The 15,703-nt window shown below is 67.2% G+C and carries 20 protein-coding genes and 2 pseudogenes; 4 read left to right on the plus strand and 18 right to left on the minus strand.

The window, feature by feature from the left end; genetic code table 11:
- Positions 1-233 precede the first annotated feature (233 nt).
- The 4 genes from GVY64_RS06560 to GVY64_RS06575 form a co-directional block, all read right to left on the minus strand.
- A complete protein-coding gene (locus GVY64_RS06560; protein ID WP_159839676.1) occupies positions 234-2,381 on the minus strand; it encodes an MMPL family transporter in 2,148 nt (715 codons plus the stop codon).
- A 41-nt stretch (positions 2,382-2,422) separates the two neighbouring features.
- A complete protein-coding gene (locus GVY64_RS06565) occupies positions 2,423-2,902 on the minus strand; it encodes an EXLDI protein (protein ID WP_159839677.1) in 480 nt (159 codons plus the stop codon).
- 186 nt (positions 2,903-3,088) lie between these two features.
- The gene (locus tag GVY64_RS06570; RefSeq protein ID WP_236566664.1) at positions 3,089-3,547 is read right to left on the minus strand and encodes an NUDIX domain-containing protein; all 459 of its coding nucleotides are present in this window, start codon (positions 3,545-3,547) and stop codon (positions 3,089-3,091) included.
- Between the two features lie 342 nt (positions 3,548-3,889).
- Positions 3,890-4,726: an SDR family NAD(P)-dependent oxidoreductase gene (locus tag GVY64_RS06575; RefSeq protein ID WP_159839678.1), complete on the minus strand. Its 837-nt coding sequence runs from the start codon at positions 4,724-4,726 to the stop codon at positions 3,890-3,892.
- 183 nt (positions 4,727-4,909) lie between these two features.
- Between GVY64_RS06575 and GVY64_RS06580 the strand changes: the two genes are divergently transcribed.
- The 3 genes from GVY64_RS06580 (at position 4,910) to GVY64_RS06590 (ending at position 7,392) form a co-directional block, all read left to right on the plus strand.
- Positions 4,910-5,113, plus strand: coding sequence for a hypothetical protein (locus GVY64_RS06580; protein ID WP_159839679.1), 204 nt, complete (start codon positions 4,910-4,912; stop codon positions 5,111-5,113).
- Positions 5,114-6,070: 957 nt separating this feature from the next.
- On the plus strand, positions 6,071-6,298 hold the full coding sequence (locus GVY64_RS06585; RefSeq protein WP_159839680.1) for a hypothetical protein: 228 nt from the start codon (positions 6,071-6,073) through the stop codon (positions 6,296-6,298).
- Positions 6,299-6,498: 200 nt separating this feature from the next.
- The gene (locus tag GVY64_RS06590) at positions 6,499-7,392 is read left to right on the plus strand and encodes an NAD-dependent epimerase/dehydratase family protein (protein ID WP_159839681.1); all 894 of its coding nucleotides are present in this window, start codon (positions 6,499-6,501) and stop codon (positions 7,390-7,392) included.
- On the opposite strand, the gene GVY64_RS06595 is transcribed toward GVY64_RS06590, so the two are convergent.
- The 12 genes and pseudogenes from GVY64_RS06595 to rpsJ form a co-directional block, all read right to left on the minus strand.
- Positions 7,382-8,203 (minus strand): phosphatase, encoded by an 822-nt coding sequence (locus tag GVY64_RS06595; RefSeq protein WP_201297920.1) that lies wholly within the window; start codon positions 8,201-8,203, stop codon positions 7,382-7,384. The two genes, GVY64_RS06590 and GVY64_RS06595, sit on opposite strands and share 11 nt — an antisense overlap.
- 190 nt (positions 8,204-8,393) lie before the next feature.
- Positions 8,394-8,642: pseudogene (rpsQ, locus tag GVY64_RS06600) on the minus strand (30S ribosomal protein S17); the annotation flags it as partial.
- Positions 8,643-8,662: 20 nt separating this feature from the next.
- Positions 8,663-8,902, minus strand: a complete 240-nt coding sequence (gene rpmC, locus GVY64_RS06605) for a 50S ribosomal protein L29 (protein ID WP_040864843.1) — start codon at positions 8,900-8,902, stop codon at positions 8,663-8,665.
- The gene (gene rplP / locus GVY64_RS06610; RefSeq protein ID WP_159839682.1) at positions 8,902-9,318 is read right to left on the minus strand and encodes a 50S ribosomal protein L16; all 417 of its coding nucleotides are present in this window, start codon (positions 9,316-9,318) and stop codon (positions 8,902-8,904) included. Before rplP ends, rpmC begins: the two co-directional genes overlap by 1 nt.
- Positions 9,319-9,321: 3 nt before the next feature.
- A complete protein-coding gene (gene rpsC / locus GVY64_RS06615; RefSeq protein WP_043687258.1) occupies positions 9,322-10,116 on the minus strand; it encodes a 30S ribosomal protein S3 in 795 nt (264 codons plus the stop codon).
- On the minus strand, positions 10,117-10,521 hold the full coding sequence (gene rplV, locus GVY64_RS06620) for a 50S ribosomal protein L22 (RefSeq protein WP_063021257.1): 405 nt from the start codon (positions 10,519-10,521) through the stop codon (positions 10,117-10,119).
- Positions 10,518-10,799: a 30S ribosomal protein S19 gene (gene rpsS / locus GVY64_RS06625; protein WP_039795442.1), complete on the minus strand. Its 282-nt coding sequence runs from the start codon at positions 10,797-10,799 to the stop codon at positions 10,518-10,520. The genes rplV and rpsS overlap by 4 nt, the downstream gene beginning before the upstream one ends.
- A gap of 15 nt (positions 10,800-10,814) precedes the next feature.
- Positions 10,815-11,651, minus strand: coding sequence for a 50S ribosomal protein L2 (gene rplB, locus GVY64_RS06630; RefSeq protein WP_039795441.1), 837 nt, complete (start codon positions 11,649-11,651; stop codon positions 10,815-10,817).
- 33 nt (positions 11,652-11,684) lie between these two features.
- Positions 11,685-11,990, minus strand: coding sequence for a 50S ribosomal protein L23 (gene rplW / locus GVY64_RS06635; RefSeq protein ID WP_014981657.1), 306 nt, complete (start codon positions 11,988-11,990; stop codon positions 11,685-11,687).
- Positions 11,987-12,661: a 50S ribosomal protein L4 gene (rplD, locus tag GVY64_RS06640; protein WP_159839683.1), complete on the minus strand. Its 675-nt coding sequence runs from the start codon at positions 12,659-12,661 to the stop codon at positions 11,987-11,989. Before rplD ends, rplW begins: the two co-directional genes overlap by 4 nt.
- Entirely contained in the window at positions 12,658-13,323 is a 666-nt protein-coding gene (gene rplC / locus GVY64_RS06645; protein ID WP_159839684.1) for a 50S ribosomal protein L3, read from the minus strand. Before rplC ends, rplD begins: the two co-directional genes overlap by 4 nt.
- Before the next feature lie 14 nt (positions 13,324-13,337).
- Complete coding sequence (gene rpsJ / locus GVY64_RS06650) at positions 13,338-13,643, minus strand: 30S ribosomal protein S10 (protein WP_003938093.1); 306 nt, start codon at positions 13,641-13,643, stop codon at positions 13,338-13,340.
- Between the two features lie 437 nt (positions 13,644-14,080).
- Here rpsJ and GVY64_RS06655 point away from each other — a divergent pair, with 437 nt between their 5' ends.
- Positions 14,081-14,557: a hotdog fold domain-containing protein gene (locus tag GVY64_RS06655; protein WP_159839685.1), complete on the plus strand. Its 477-nt coding sequence runs from the start codon at positions 14,081-14,083 to the stop codon at positions 14,555-14,557.
- Here the strand turns inward: GVY64_RS06655 and GVY64_RS06660 are convergent.
- On the minus strand, positions 14,532-15,284 hold the full coding sequence (locus GVY64_RS06660) for an ATP-binding cassette domain-containing protein (RefSeq protein WP_159839686.1): 753 nt from the start codon (positions 15,282-15,284) through the stop codon (positions 14,532-14,534). The genes GVY64_RS06655 and GVY64_RS06660 overlap by 26 nt on opposite strands.
- A gap of 43 nt (positions 15,285-15,327) precedes the next feature.
- Positions 15,328-15,703 (minus strand): annotated as a pseudogene (locus tag GVY64_RS06665) (triacylglycerol lipase); the annotation flags it as partial.

A 15,703-nucleotide genomic window follows, 5' to 3' on the forward strand; every position in this document is an offset into this window, starting at 1 on the left:
TTGATAATCTCGCCGCCACGCGGAAGCGTCCTGATCAGCCGCACACGCAGTCGCGGACCGGCGAGAGATACCTGCGGTTCAAGTCGTCTTCGCGCATCACGTGGGTTCCGCGGCGACGAATCGACCCGGATCCGTTCCACACGAAGAAGCTGTGCACTCGAAATATTCCGAGTGCACAGCTGGAGTTCCGGACTGCTCGGATGGGTAGGTCCCCGTGTGGAACGTCTCCGGTATCAGCTCTCGCCGACCGAAGTCCCGACGACCTCGTGAGCCTCCGCTCGCGTCCCACCCGGCTTCTCGTCCCCATGCCCCGGCCACCACGCCTTGTGTCCGATGAGCGCCGTGAGCGCGGGGGTGAAGAACATCGCCATGACGAAGGCCGCGATCGCGATGCCCACCGAGATGGCGAAGCCCATCTGTGCGAGGACGTTGTTGCCGGCCAGCATCATCGACGCGAACGTGCCCGCCAGGATCACTCCGGCCGCCGCGATGGTGGGGCCGGTGTGCCGCACGGCCAGCGCCGCGGCCTGTTTCGGCTCGTTGCCCTCGCGCGCCTCTTCCCGTAGCCGGGCGACCATGAGGATGTTGTAGTCGGTGCCCAGCGCGACCACGAACAGGTACATGATCACCGGCAGCGTGAAGATCAGGCCGGTCTCACCCCGGAAGTGCTGGAATACCAGGACCGCCGCGCCGAGCGTGGCGGCGAAGCCGAGGAACACCGACGCCATGAGGTACCACGGCGCGACCAGGCTGCGCAGCAGCAGCCCCAGCACGATCATGATGAGGATCGCCGCGACCGGGAACACGATCGAGTAGTCCCGCGCCATCGCCTCCTGGAAGTCGACGAACACCGAGGTCAGACCGCCTACGGCGGCGGTCGTACCGGCGGGCGCCGCCGCGTGCGCGGTATCGCGCAGCGGGCCCTCGACGGTGTTCAGCGCGGCATCCGACTCCGGCGCGGCATCCAGCGTCACCGCGAAGTCGGCGATCGTCTTGTCCGCGGACAATTTCGGCTCGGCCACCTGTCCCACACCGGGTACCCCGGCCAGCGCGGTGCGGTAAGCGGTGAGCTGCTCGGCGGTCAACGCGCCGTCGGACTTCAGCAGAACGTCCGAAGGCTGGGTGGTCCCGGCGGGCAGGCCCTTGACCAATTCTTTGCTGTAGACGACGGATTCCGAGGCCTGCGAAGTCGATCCGGAGCTCAGATCGAATGTCGGATGGAAGCCGAACGCGAAGATGCCGAGCACGATCAGCGCACCGCCGGAGACTACGGCGAACACACCGGGCCGCCGGCCGAGCGCATTGCCGACCGCGGTGAACCGTGCACCCTTCGGTTCCGTGCGCCATGCCTTGGACGGCCAGAACACTTTGGTGCCCAGCAGCGACACGACGGCGGGAACGAGCGTCAGCCCCGCCAACAGCGCGACCGCCACCGCGATCGCCAGCGCCGGACCCATCGCGCGGAACATACCCAGCGTGGACAGCACCAGCGCCATGAACGCGATGATCACCGCGCCCGCCGCGGACGTGATCGCCTCACCTACTCGGGTGACGGCGCTGACCATGGCGGTCTTCGAATCCTCGCCGGCGCGCAGCCGCTCGCGGTAGCGGAACATCAGGAACAGGATGTAGTCGGTGCCGACACCGAACAGCACGACCACGAGGATGGCATTGATCGAAGCATCGATCTGCAGGTCGAACGCCTTGGCCACCATGGCGATCAATCCGCCGACCATGCTGGAGACCGCGCCGATCACGACGATCGGCAGCAACGCGATCACCGGACTGCGGAAGATGACCAGCAACAACACCAGGATCAGCACGACGGTGGCGACGCCGACGATGGCCAGCCCCTTGTCACCCGATTCCTGCTGATCCAGCACCTGCGCCGCCTGGCCGGTGATGCCCGCCTTCAGCTCGGTGCCCGCGACGCGTTCCTTCAACTCCTTGCGCAGCGCCTTGACCGCGTCGCCCTGCGTGGTGTCGTTGGGATTGGTCACCTTCGTCATCTGGACCGCGATGATCTGCACCAAGCGGTTCTCCGACGGTGGCGTCGGTTGCATCCCGATGACGTCCTTGATCTGCGCGTCACGCAGGCTGCTGCCGATCGACACGACCGAAGCCGCGTCCGTGTCGGTCAACGGCGTGCCGTCCTGCCGGGCGAACACGATGATCGCCGCGGGAGCGGAGCTGTCCGGGAACGCTTTCTGCTGCAACTCCAATGCCTGAATGGACTCGTAATGGGAGGGGAGGAAAGCTGATTGATCTGTCGTCGATTTCAGTTCCGGCGCCGAGGCCACCACCGCGATGGCGAGCAGCACCCACAGGCCGATCACCTTCCACGGATTGTGGACGACTACGGCCCCCAGTCGTGCGAACATCTGCGAAGAAATCCTTTCCGGATTCGGCGAAAGCGGCGGTATCAGATCTGCAGGTCTTGCGAGGTCGGGTTCTCGGCCACATCGACAACGGTTCGGTAGATGTGCTCGGGGATTCGGCCTCGCAATCCAGCGGGCGAGTCCACGATCTCCACCGTGTAATCGCCCCATTCGCGCTCGCCGCTGCCGGGCCGCAGCAGCTCGCGCCAATTCTTCCATTCGGTCCAGTCGATGGCGACGGACATTTCTCGCCAGTCCGATTCCCGGCGATGCACCACGAACTTGCCTTTGCGGCTCACGTAGACCCGCACCACGGTCATCCCGACCTTGGTGTATTCGCGGGATTCACCGAGCAGCCTGCCGACGAACCGCTGCTGACGTCCGCCGCCCGGACCCACGCGCAACACGATCTGGCGCAGGTCGTCCGCGTCGACCGGCTCGGCCGACTCCTTCACGATGGTGACGCCGCAAGCCCGTTCCTCGACGGTGCCGGCACCGTCCAGCTCGGTCGGATCGGTGGTCATGATTTCCCCGTTTCATAGATCAGTGCGCATGTAGGCATGCGTCTATGCCAGCTCGGCCCCTCCGAATCCGCTTCTCTTGGTGCGCATTCGATGTTCTCAGGTCGTTCGGGCCGCCGTCTCACTATAAGTAGATGTATACGTATAGCGCAAGACGTGACACGCCACCGACCCGCACGGCCGTCGGATCTAGTCGTCCAGCTCGACCGGACGCCCGTGTTCGAGGTACCTGGGGAAGCCGTCGAGGTACGCCAGGTGCGCTTGCCGCACCCGCCGAGTCAGCCGAGGTAACACGTAGTCGTCGAGGTCGGCGATCGAAACCCATCGCCACGCATCGAGTTCCGACTTCTGCAATCGGATGGCGCGCTCATCGGCGCCGAGTTCACCGCAATCGAAGACGTACAGGACCTTGTCACCTTCACCGGATCTGGGCGCCCAGTCGTGCACGAGCAGCCGCCGGACGGACCGGTCGATCCCGAGCTCCTCCCGGACCTCGCGCCGGCAAGCGGCAGCGGGCGCCTCCCCCGGCTCCACGTACCCGCCCGGCAGATCCCACCCATTGCCGTACGTCTTGTGCACGAGCAACACGTGGTCGCCGCGCACGAACAGCGCCCCCGCGGCCATCCGCGCTCGCCCGACCTCCATCACCCCAGCCAACCACGGAAGAGTCCATTCATGGATTCAGCGCACGAGTTCTACACTGCTGCGCCAGGCGATACACGGTTCGCCTCGGCCCTGGCCTGCGCGTCATCACAGCCAGAAGACGGTCCCGCCGACAACACTGCCCCGCCACGCGGAACACGGACAGTCCGGCCCTGGCCTGCGCGTCGTCACAGTCAGAGGACGCGTCCGGTGACGGCGGCTTGCGCCCGGTAGTAGCGGTGCGTTCAACGTGGCAGATAGACGGGCTGACGCTGCCCAGCAGGCCACTGCGGCCGAACAGTGAGGCGGCCCACCGGTACGGGACAGGTAGGCTGCCGTGTGCCGATCTCAGGAGTCGAAGCCGGTGTTCGATCCCAGCTCGGCCGTGGCGTCGAGATCGGCGGCGACCTGGGCGAGCTTGCCCCTGATGCCCTGTATGGCATCGGGGCCAAGCGCCAGGCGCAGCGGTGCGCCGGGGCGGCCGACGGTGGCCAGGACCGCAGCGGCGGCTTTGTCGGGATCGCCTTCCTGTTGCTGATCGGAGTCGGGCAGGCCCTCGCGGACCGCGCCGGCGGTGGCGGCGTAGTCGGGGATCGCCGAACTGATGGCCAACGCGGCGGGCGCGGCGAAGCCGGTGCGGAACGCGCCGGGCTCGACGATGAGGACTTGGATGCCCAGCGGATCCACCTCCTGGGCGAGGGCTTCGCTGGCCAGCTCGAGCGCCCCCTTGGCGGCACTGTAGACGCCGACGCCCGCGAAAGACATGAATCCGCCCATGCTCGTCACCTGCACGATCGCGCCGGCACGGCGTTCCCGCATCTGCGGCAGCACCAACTGCGTCAACCGAAGCGGGGCGTGGAACATGACCTCCATCGCATCACGCACGTCGGCCGGGCTGGTCTCTTCGATCGCGCCGACGACGCCATAACCGGCGTTGTTGACCAGCACGTCGACGCGTCCGGCCTCTTTCACCGCGCGTTCGGCCGCCGCGGGATCCCGCATGTCGAGTGTTACCACCTGCACCCGATCCGGATGTGCGGCAACGACGTCCGCCATGGTCTCAGGGCGGCGCACCGCCGCGACGACTTCGTCACCCGCGGCGAGCACGGCACGGGTGAACGCCGCGCCGAAGCCGCTGTTCGCGCCGGTGATCAGCCAGCGGCGCACAGTGGTTTCCGTAGTCATGATCGATCCTTATCACTACCCGGGTCCGATGCGCCCGGTCGTCGCCACGATCCGAAATGCCGATGCCGCTGCGAGATTCGGCCATCCGAACCGCAGGCCGGGCAGGCCCCGACCTACCTGCATAAATATACGATACAACGTATCTTCTTGCGCAGCTGGTGCGCGGCGGCTACCGCCGGGCCGATGCGTCAGACCGTCTTCCGCCCGGCCGGCCCCGACGACGACGATTTCCTCTGGTCGATGCTGTTCGAAACGTGCCGAGCCGCCGAACAGGGACACACCTGCCCGGCCGATCTGCGCGCGATCCCCGACCTCGCCGCTATGTCGAGAACGCTGACGCACCTTCTCGACTGGCAGCCGAACACCGATACCCCGGTGTGTGCCTGAATGTCCGCACCGACAACCCCGCCCGCCGCCTGTACCAGCGACTGGGCTTCCACGACATCGCCGGCTCGGAACTGATCAATTGGGCAGGAACGACCAGTATCACGATGATGATGCGTTTCGGCTGACGGCAGGCCGATCCTGCGTCACCTCGCAAACCGTAGGCGCAAGCTCGCTCTGGTCACGGTGTGGCAGGGTGCGGCGACGGAAGATGGCAAGGCGCCTGAGCGGTGCCGCGCGTGGCCGTAGGGCGTCAGAACGAGCAGTCGGTCTGACGACCAGCCCAGCCTCCTTTCAAGAACCGCACGATCGCGCAGAACACCTCCTCCTGAATGGAGGCCACGGGCGTTGCGTCGGACACGACCGCGCCCGGTGCAGCGCCTGCTGGACCGGCGGCAGCGACGGCGGCCGGAGACAACAGTGCGCTCGTGAGCGAGGCGACGAGGACAAGGTTTCGCACATCGACTCCTTCGGACAGACTTCCATCAGCATCCCCACCCGAAACTTCGACTGGGAAGGGAAGCGGTTGCAGGGTCGGCTGCAGGAACCTGCACCATCACCCCGGCGCGGTTGTAGCCCGCGGTTCGATCACCGGCCCGGACGACGCTCGATCGCGTTCGAATTCGGCTGCGGCACAATGCAAGTTCCTGCACCGAGCGGTGCACGAAGCTGCATTACTACGGACCCGCCACACCTTCCCCACCGGAAAAACCTCATCTCGCAAAAGCAAGGTTTGCGCTGGTAGAGGCACCGCGAATGCTCTCAATCGACTGATATTCGCGTGGCGCCCAGAGGCCCGGCAACACATTGCGCACGCCATGAACTCGGCAGCGCGGCTGGATCCATTCTGCTAATTGTTGCAAGGCGAATAAACACCTCCCGGGGCGCGAGAACCCGCGACGCGCGCAGATACCGCACGCCGAGCCGGTCTCGCACCGCGAATCAGCAAAGGATTCATCAATGTCGTTCACCAAGCTGCTCGGCGCAGGCATCACCGCGCTGGCTTTCGGAGCAGTCCTCAGCGCAGGTCATGCTGTCGCCGTACCGCCGGCTCCCGCACCAGTGGTCGCGCCCGGCGAACCCGCGCCCGGCGGAGTATCGACCGGCAGCTCGCTCATCGACCTGAGTTCGCTGCTGCGTCTGCTGCAATGCGGCTCGGCCGCCCAGTGCCCATTGCCTGCGGCGTAGCGGGTATCCGCCCGGGCGGGCCGGTGCCGACCTCTGGTCACCGTGCGCCGAACCTCCCGGGCGATTCATCAACGCACGAGGATGTGCGGCCCAGCGCTCACCCGGTCCCGCCCTGCCGCGAGCCCCGACCGCCCTCCGGCATCAACAGAAGAAATCCGCCTCCAGCCTCAGCGACTTCTGCTCGATGACAAGATCGTGTGGTGCGCGTTCTCGTCACCGGAGCGAACGGCTATGTAGGCCGGGCGGTTGTCGGTCTGCTGAGCAGGGCGGGGCATGAACCGATCGCGATGGTTCGCGCGGTCGTTCCGGCCCAGCGGCTGACGACTCGCGTCGCCGACCTGCTGGACGAAGCCGGGTTGCGGGAGGCGCTGAACGGCGTGGACGCGGTGTGCCATCTCGGCGGGCTGACGCGGGCGCGCGAGTCGACAGCCGATCCGCTGCGGTATTTCCGCGTCAACACCGGCGGGACCGTCGCCTTGCTGGACGCCATGGCCGCCGCCGGAGTCTCACGGATGGTCTTCGCCTCGACCGGATCGATATACGGAACTCCGGAGCGCCAGCCGATGACGGAATCCCTACCCGACGCGCCCCCGCACCCGTACGCCGCGAGCAAGCTGGCGGCGGAGTGGGCCATCCGCTCGCAGGCGGGCACCGGCCGCTTGTCCGCCACCGTACTGCGCTTGATGAACGTGGCCGGTGGCGCGGACCCCGATCCGACGCGTTTGATCCCCCGTGCGTTCGCCGCCGCGCGGAACGGCTCGGCATTGGAAGTCAACGGCGACGGCAGCGCGGTGCGCGACTATCTGCACATCGATGACGCCGCAGCGGCGTTCGTGGCGTGCATCGAGCACATGCCGCCGGAAGGCGAGTTCACGCGCTACCTCGTCGGCAGCGGTCAGGGCAGCAGCATCCTCGACGTCGTCGCCGCGGTCGAGCGGCAGACCGGCCGCCGGATCCGGATGACCCATCGGCCTGCCGCGCCCGAACCGGCCGTACTGATCAGCGATCCCACCAAGGCGTCGACCGAATTGGCCTGGCGCCTTGATCGTTCCGATCTGGAAACGATCGTGCGCGACACACGGCTCACCTGGTGAGCCCCGCCCGGTTCAGCAGATAGGCGATCAGCGGCCGGTAGTGGTCGGGGTGGATTCCATCGTCGAGGGGCACCGTAACCGCGATCTTCCCCTCGGCCTGCCCGGCGAACAGCGCCGGATCGTTGCTGTCGGCGAATCCGACGGTCTCGATTCCCGCCTCCCCCGCCGCTCCGGCCCAGCCGTGATCGGCGACGACCAAGTCGGGCCGATGGCCGGTCGCGGTGCCGCGCAGTTCGCGCAGCACCGCCCGCATCGGGTGTGGATCATGGGTGTGCCGCAGCGTCCCGTCGGTGCCGAGCGCGGCGACGCCCGAGGTGTAGACGATTTCGCGAATCTGCGGGCCGAACGGTGTGGTGACCAGATAAGACCACCCGGCGGCCGGCGCGAGCACCACGCACCCTGCCGCCCGCAACGCGTCCTCGACGGCGCGATAGACGCCCATCAGCGTGTCTGGATGCCCGGTCGCCAGGATCACGGTCTCCCGGCGACGGGCCGCGACCCCGATCCGCGACCCCATCGCGTCGAGCGCGTCGAGCGTCAGGTCGACGTCGATGGTGTCTGCACCCCGCACGTGACGAGGATCGGGGCTGACCCCACAGAGCCGAGCCATCATCTCCAGCGTCTCGGCGAACGTCCAATCCTTCAGCGTCAGGCCGAACTGGTACCCCGGGTCCTTCTGCACCATCTTGCGGTAGTTCGCGAGATTCCCCTCCCGAGGCGTCGCGACATCCCCCGCGATCCGCGTCTTCAGCAGATGTTCGCGCAACAGCGCCCGGTCATCGGGCTGATCAGGTCGAGTCACATTCCCCACCGCTCATACCTTCCGCATCGGCCGTCGGCGCCGTCGATCACCGGTCAGGCCGGGACTCGATCGCCACCCGCACGACCAGACAGTACCGATCCAGGGTGTACAGCGCGGGGATTCAGGCGCGCCCGGATACGGCGAAGGCCCGCTTCCCGGATGGGAAGCGGGCCTTCGGGTTGCACGCCGTGGAGCAGGCTTACTTGGCCTTCTCCAGGACCTCGACCAGACGCCAGCGCTTGGTGGCCGACAGCGGACGGGTCTCCATCAGCTGAACGCGGTCGCCGATGCCGGCGATCTCGTTCTCGTCGTGCGCCTTCACCTTCGAGGTGGTGCGAATGATCTTGCCGTAGAGCGGGTGCCGGTTACGGTCTTCCAGCTCCACGACGATCGTCTTGTTCATCTTGTCCGAGACAACGTAACCGACACGCACCTTACGGGTGCCGCGCTGCCCTTCTACTTTGTCGCTCATGCGGCATCTCCCTTGCCAGCGGGTCCGGTGGCCAGACCGAGCTCGCGCTCACGCATGACCGTGTAGATGCGCGCGATCTCGTGACGGACGACGCGCAGACGACGGTTGTTGTCCAGCTGACCCGTCGCCATCTGGAAGCGCAGGTTGAACAGCTCTTCCTTGGAGTCGCGCAGCTTGGCCACCAACTCCTCTTCGGTGAGCTCGCGGAGCTCTGCGGCCGGTGTTCCGGTAGCCATCAGAACTGCTCCTCCCTGGTCACGATCCTGCACTTCATCGGGAGCTTGTGCATCGCGCGGCGCAGGGCCTCACGAGCGATCTCCTCGTTGGGGTAGCTCATCTCGAACATCACCCGACCGGGCTTGACGTTCGCGACCCACCACTCCGGCGAACCCTTACCCGAACCCATGCGGGTCTCGGCGGGCTTCTTGGTCAGCGGGCGATCCGGGTAGATGTTGATCCAGATCTTGCCGCCACGGCGGATGTGGCGAGTCATCGCGATACGCGCCGACTCGATCTGCCGGTTGGTGACGTACGCCGGCTCCAGCGCCTGGATGCCGAAATCGCCGAACGCCACCGAGGTGCCGCCCTTGGCCGTTCCGGAACGGCCCGGGTGATGCTGCTTGCGGTGCTTCACCTTGCGAGGCATCAGCATGCGTCAGCCCTCCTGTGTCTCTGCCGGAGCGTCGGCCACCGCGGTGGCGGCGCGTCCGGCCTCCGTGCTGGTCGCCGTGGTGCCGGTGGAACCGGACCGACGCGGGCGGCTCGGCCGCTCCCGGCGCGGACGCTCGGGCGCGGCGGCAGCGGCGGCGAGCTCACGCTTGCCACCGACGATGTCGCCCTTGTAGATCCAGACCTTCACGCCGATGCGACCGAAGGTGGTCTTGGCCTCGTAGAGGCCGTAGTCGATGTCGGCGCGCAGCGTGTGCAGCGGCACCCGACCCTCGCGGTAGAACTCCGAGCGCGACATTTCGGCGCCGCCGAGGCGGCCCGAGCACTGCACACGGATGCCCTTGACGTTCGGCGAACGCATGGCCGACTGGATGGCCTTGCGCATCGCGCGACGGAACGCCACACGGTTGGACAGCTGCTCCGCGACGGCCTGCGCCACCAGCTGCGCATCCGACTCGGGGTTCTTCACCTCGAGGATGTTCAGCTGCACCTGCTTGCCGGTGAGCTTCTCCAGCTCGGCGCGGATGCGGTCGGCCTCGGCGCCGCGGCGGCCGATCACGATGCCGGGACGCGCGGTGTGGATGTCCACCCGCACGCGATCACGGGTGCGCTCGATCTCGACCTTGGAGATGCCCGCCCGCTCCATGCCGGTGGCCAGGAGCTTGCGGATCGCGACGTCTTCCTTCACGTAGTCCGCGTACTGCTTGTCCGCGTACCAGCGCGACTTCCAGTCGGTGGTGATACCGAGGCGGAAGCCGTGGGGATTGATCTTCTGTCCCATTTACTTTGCCCCTCCCTTCCGGCGGTTACGAGTGGCTCCACCGGCGGTGGGGATGCTCTCGACCTCGATGGTGATGTGGCTGGTGCGCTTGCGGATGCGGAACGCACGGCCCTGGGCACGCGGCTGGAACCGCTTCAGGGTGGTGCCCTCGTCGACGTAAGCCGTCGAGATGACCAGCGTGGCCGGGTTCAGGCCGAGGTTGTTCTCGGCGTTGGCCGCGGCGCTGGCGACGACCTTGGCGACCGGCTCGCTCGCGGCCTGGGGCGCGAACTTCAGCAGGGCGAGGGCGTCCTCGACGCGCTTGCCGCGGACCAGGTCCACGACACGGCGTGCCTTCATCGGGGTGACGCGAACGTGCTTGGCGGTCGCGCGCGCAGTCGGGTTCTGAGTCTCGGTCGTCGTCATCGCCGCTTGCTCTTCCGGTCTTCCTTGACGTGGCTCTTGAACGTCCTGGTCGGCGCGAACTCACCGAGCTTGTGCCCGACCATGTTGTCCGAGACGAACACCGGCACGTGCTTGCGGCCGTCGTGCACCGCGAACGTGTGCCCGATGAAATCGGGGATGATGGTCGAACGACGCGACCAGGTCTTGATGACCTGCTTGGTGCCCTTCTCGTTCTGCACGTCCACCTTCGCGAGGAGGTGGTCGTCGACGAACGGGCCTTTCTTGAGGCTGCGTGGCATTTCTTACCTCCTCCTTCAGCGCTTCTTGCCGGTCTTGCGACGGCGGACGATGAGCTTGTCGCTCGGACGGTTGGGCTTGCGGGTGCGGCCTTCCGGCTGACCCCACGGCGAGACCGGGTGGCGACCACCGGAGGTCTTGCCCTCACCACCACCATGCGGGTGGTCGACCGGGTTCATGACGACACCACGGACCGTGGGGCGGCGGCCCTTCCAGCGCATGCGGCCGGCCTTGCCCCAGTTGATGTTCGACTGCTCGGCGTTGCCGACCTCGCCGACGGTGGCGCGGCAGCGCACGTCGACGCGACGGATCTCACCGGAGGGCATACGCAGCGTGGCGTAGGGGCCTTCCTTGCCCAGCAGCTGGATGCTCATGCCGGCCGAACGGGCCAGCTTGGCGCCGCCGCCCGGACGCAGCTCCACCGCGTGGATGGTGGTACCGGTCGGGATGTTGCGCAGCGGCAGGTTGTTGCCCGGCTTGATGTCGGCGGTCGGGCCGGACTCGATGCGGGTGCCCTGCGTCACGCCCTTGGGGGCGATGATGTAGCGCTTCTCGCCGTCCACGAAGTGCAGCAGCGCGATGTTCGCGGTGCGGTTCGGGTCGTATTCGATGTGCGCGACCTTGGCCGGGATGCCGTCCTTGTCCAGTCGACGGAAGTCGATCAGACGGTAGGCGCGCTTGTGCCCGCCACCGCGGTGCCGGGTGGTGATCCGGCCGTGGGCGTTGCGGCCGCCGGACTTGGTCAGCGGGCGCAGCAGCGACTTCTCCGGGGTCGACCGGGTGATCTCGGCGAAGTCCGAGACGCTGGAGCCGCGGCGGCCCGGCGTAGTCGGCTTGTACTTACGGATTGCCATGAGTTCTTCTCTGCTTTCTGGATTCCCAGGCGCTTACGCGACCGGGCCTCCGAAGATCTCGATGGGCTTGCTGTCGGCCGAGATGGTCACGAGCGCGCGCTTGGTGTCTTTGCGCTTGCCGTAACCGAAGCGGGTCCGCTTGCGCTTGCCCTGACGGTTGGCGGTGTTGACGCTGGTCACCTTCACACCGAAGACCTTCTCCACGGCGATCTTGATCTGCGTCTTGTTCGAGTCCGGGTGCACCAGGAAGGTGTAGGTGCCTTCCTCGATCAGTCCGTAGGACTTCTCGGAGATGACCGGCGCCAGCAGAATGTCGCGGGGGTCGGCGATGGTGGTCACTTGCTCTCCTCCTGTGCAGCCTCGGCGGGGCCGTGCACGAACGCGTTGAGCGCCTCGACGCTGAACACCACGTCGTCGCTGTTGAGGACGTCGTAGGTGTTGAGCTGGTCGGGAGCGATCGGGTGCACGTTCTGCAGGTTCGCCACGCTCTTCCACGCGGCGACGTCCTCGCGGCCCACCACGACCAGGAACTTCTTGCGGTCCGACAGCTCGGCCAGGAAGGTCTTGGCGGTCTTGGTGGACGGCGCCTGGCCTGCCACCAGTTCAGTGATCACGTGGATGCGCTCGTTGCGCGCCCGGTCCGACAGCGCGCCGCGCAGGGCGGCGGCCTTCATCTTCTTGGGCAGGCGCTGGCTGTAGTCGCGCGGCTGCGGGCCGTGCACGGTGCCACCGCCGGTGAACTGCGGCGCGCGGGTCGAACCCTGGCGGGCACGACCGGTGCCCTTCTGCCGGTACGGCTTCTTGCCGCCGCCGGAGACCTGGCCACGGGTCTTGGTCGCGTGCGTGCCCTGGCGCGCTGCGGCCTGCTGGGCCACGACGACCTGGTGCATCAGCGCGATGTTGGCGGTCACGTCGAAGATCTCCGCGGGGAGGTCGACGGTGCCGTTGGTCTTGCCGCCGATCTCCTTGACCGGCAGCGTCAGGTTGGCCTTCTTCTCGAGGCTGGTCATGCGTGCGCACCACCCTTCACGGCGCTCTTGACGATCACGACGCCGCCCTTGCGACCCGGGATCGCTCCCTTGATCAGCAGCAGGCCGTTCTCGGTGTCGACCTTGTGCACCGACAGGTTCTGCGTGGTGACCCGGTCGTTACCCATCCGGCCCGACATGCGCATGCCCTTGAACACGCGGCCGGGGGTGGCGCAGCCACCGATCGAACCCGGACGGCGGTGCACGGCCTGCGCACCGTGCGAGGCGCCCTGGCCACGGAAGCCGTGGCGCTTCATGGTGCCCGCGAAGCCCTTGCCCTTGCTGGTGCCGGTGACGTCGACGTAGCTGCCCTCTTCGAACACGTCGGCGTTGATCTCCTGGCCGACCTCGAAGGTGGTGGCGTCCGCGACGCGGATCTCGGCGACGTGGCGGCGCGGGGTGACGCCCGCCTTGGCGAACTGGCCGGCGACCGGCTTGTTCACCTTGCGCGGGTCGATGGCACCGAAGGCGACCTGGACGGCGCTGTAGCCGTCGCGCTCCTCGGTGCGGATCTGGGTGACGACGTTCGGCCCGGCCTTGATGACGGTCACGGGAACGACGCGGTTCTTGTCGTCGAAGACCTGGGTCATGCCGAGCTTGGTGCCCAGGATGCCGGCGGCCGGCCTGTTCTTGTTGTCAGTCATGTCTCGAGTCCCCGTCACTGAATGTTGACGTCGACGCTGGCCGGCAGGTCGATGCGCATGAGCGCGTCCACCGTCTTCGGCGTCGGGTCGAGGATGTCGATAAGGCGCTTGTGCGTACGCATCTCGAAGTGCTCGCGCGAGTCCTTGTACTTGTGCGGCGAACGGATGACGCAGTACACGTTCTTCTCGGTCGGCAACGGCACCGGGCCGACGACGCGTGCCCCGGTGCGGGTCACCGTCTCCACGATCTTGCGCGCCGATGCGTCGATCGCCTCGTGGTCATAGGCCTTGAGCCTGATGCGGATCTTTTGTCCCGCCATGCTAAGTGTCCTTTTCTCCGCTTTCCTTCGTGGTCCGAAGCCCGGCTACACCAGTCCTCTGGACCACCCTCATTTGCACAGCCCGAACACACGAAGACGTCCCACACGGTGGAGACCCTGACCGGGCGTGCCCGATCCTCGCCGCTGTTCATCTGTCATGGTTCTCCGGTCCACGCGGTCGGGCGTGTCGCCCGTCCGCTCATTCCTCGGCCTCGGATCGCGAACGCATCTCAGGCCTGGAACACTGTCCCGGACGTACCCACGCCAGAAACCCGGCGAGGTACACGATGGGGTACTGCTCGCCCCGCCCGGCCACCCGCTTCTCGCGGAAACGGACATGACCCGGTGCAGGGCAACCCGAACAGTATGCACGACCCCCGCGAGTCACTTCAAATCGGTGGGGTGTTCGAAAACTTACTTCTGAGTAAGATACGCGTATGGCGAAAGAGACCGCGACCTACCGCGGCTGGAAGAAGCTGCCGGACAACCGGCTGGGGCATGCGCTGTTCTCGCTCGGGATGGTGGCCCGGGTGCCCTACTTCGGCACCGTGCTGCCGAACGTGGTCCGGCTCGAACCCGGGTTGTGCGAGGTGACCTCGCCCAAGTGGTTCGGCATCCACAACCATCTGGGCACCTTCCACGCCATCGCGGCGTGCAACCTGGCCGAGGTCGCGATGGGCATGCTGAGCGAGGCGACGGTCCCCGCGACGCACCGGTGGATTCCCAAGGCGATGAACGTGCAGTATCTGGCCAAGGCCGAGACCGGCCTGCGGGCCGTGGCGAAGCTGGCCGAACTCCCCGATTTCCCGACCATCACCGAAGGACGCGAGGTGGTGGTGCCGGTCTCGATCTACGACAAGCACGGCCTCGAGGTAGTGCACGCCGACATCACGACCTGGGTGACGCCGCGGTAGTCGGCCTCCGCGAGCCGCGTGCGTCCGGTCCCGCGCAGGCCGTCCGACCTGGATCGACCGGGGCCGGGACCGATGCGTCGCCGGCGACGAGTCGTCCGTGATCGATGTGCAGGATGCTCTCCGCGCATCCGGCGAGATCGTCGGCGAGACAAGCCGAAACGACGATCGTCATGTCTTGGCGCGCGAGCGCTCGCAGCATTCCGGCCAGATAGCGACGACCCTCGTGGTCCAAGTCGGCCATCGGGTTGTCCAGGACGAGCGCCGTCGTACCCGCGGCGAGCGCTCTGGCCACGCTCAGCCACTTCTTCGCACTCCGGGAGAGACGGAGAACCGGCGTGGCGGCGGAGTCGGCCAAACGCACGAGATGCAATGCCCGGTCGACGAGTTCGTCGGCCGTGTCTCCGCTGTGGCCCGCGATCTTCGCGGAGAACTGCACGACCTCCGCGACCGACCAGGTCTCGCTGCTTTCGTATACGTCGGGGACCCAGCCGACCCGGGAGCGGACCACCCAGGGTTCGACGCTCGGATCCGCGTCCTCCACGCGCAGCCACCCTCGGTGCGGCCGCAACTGACCGGCGAGCATCGACAACAGCGTCGTCTTCCCCGCGCCGTTCGGTCCGACCACCGCGGTGACCCGGCCCGCGGGCGCGCGGAAGGTCACGCCGTCGATCACCGCGACTCCGGCGAATTCGCGGCAGAGCCCGCTACAAGTAATGCCGAAACTCACCGAGGTTCTCCATCTTCGTGCGTTCTGTCCGGCCGGGGCGCGCTCAGCAGGGCAACGCTCGTCGATCTCCGGCGAGCGCGGAGAGAACGGCGGCGGCCGCGCGCGGGTCTTCGAGCATGCCGCTGTGGTCGGCCGTGTTGCCGGGGCAGTCCTCCTGTAGCCAGACGTTGCGGTCGGCGGGGGCGGGGGCGGCGAGCAGGGCGGTGTCCTGCGGCGTGATCACTTGGTCGGTGCGGGAGGCGATGGCCGTGTACCGGGGACCGTTGACGGTCTCGCCTCCCGCGTTCAACCGGTTGAGCAGCGGCGACCCGACCACCTGCTGCTGTCCCGGGGCTCCGAAGACCTGGGCCGCGATCTGCGCGTCACCGAGTCCGAGGGCGGCCAGGTCCGGATAGGCCCCGCGCAATCCGGCCCAGGTC

Source organism: Nocardia sp. CY41 (assembly GCF_009829325.1).
Lineage (GTDB): Bacteria > Actinomycetota > Actinomycetes > Mycobacteriales > Mycobacteriaceae > Nocardia.

Coding starts and splice junctions, on each gene's coding strand:
- rpsC (WP_043687258.1), bottom strand. CDS start 10,116: ATGGGACAGAAGATCAATCCCCACGGCTTCCGCCTCGGTATCACCACC.
- GVY64_RS06565 (WP_159839677.1), bottom strand. CDS start 2,902: ATGACCACCGATCCGACCGAGCTGGACGGTGCCGGCACCGTCGAGGAA.
- rplV (WP_063021257.1), bottom strand. CDS start 10,521: ATGACGACGACCGAGACTCAGAACCCGACTGCGCGCGCGACCGCCAAG.
- GVY64_RS06560 (WP_159839676.1), bottom strand. CDS start 2,381: ATGTTCGCACGACTGGGGGCCGTAGTCGTCCACAATCCGTGGAAGGTG.
- GVY64_RS06585 (WP_159839680.1), top strand. CDS start 6,071: ATGTCGTTCACCAAGCTGCTCGGCGCAGGCATCACCGCGCTGGCTTTC.
- GVY64_RS06655 (WP_159839685.1), top strand. CDS start 14,081: ATGGCGAAAGAGACCGCGACCTACCGCGGCTGGAAGAAGCTGCCGGAC.
- GVY64_RS06580 (WP_159839679.1), top strand. CDS start 4,910: ATGCGTCAGACCGTCTTCCGCCCGGCCGGCCCCGACGACGACGATTTC.
- rplD (WP_159839683.1), bottom strand. CDS start 12,661: ATGACCAGCCTCGAGAAGAAGGCCAACCTGACGCTGCCGGTCAAGGAG.
- rpmC (WP_040864843.1), bottom strand. CDS start 8,902: ATGGCTACCGGAACACCGGCCGCAGAGCTCCGCGAGCTCACCGAAGAG.
- rplP (WP_159839682.1), bottom strand. CDS start 9,318: ATGCTGATGCCTCGCAAGGTGAAGCACCGCAAGCAGCATCACCCGGGC.
- rplB (WP_039795441.1), bottom strand. CDS start 11,651: ATGGCAATCCGTAAGTACAAGCCGACTACGCCGGGCCGCCGCGGCTCC.
- rpsS (WP_039795442.1), bottom strand. CDS start 10,799: ATGCCACGCAGCCTCAAGAAAGGCCCGTTCGTCGACGACCACCTCCTC.
- rpsJ (WP_003938093.1), bottom strand. CDS start 13,643: ATGGCGGGACAAAAGATCCGCATCAGGCTCAAGGCCTATGACCACGAG.
- rplC (WP_159839684.1), bottom strand. CDS start 13,323: ATGACTGACAACAAGAACAGGCCGGCCGCCGGCATCCTGGGCACCAAG.
- GVY64_RS06575 (WP_159839678.1), bottom strand. CDS start 4,726: ATGACTACGGAAACCACTGTGCGCCGCTGGCTGATCACCGGCGCGAAC.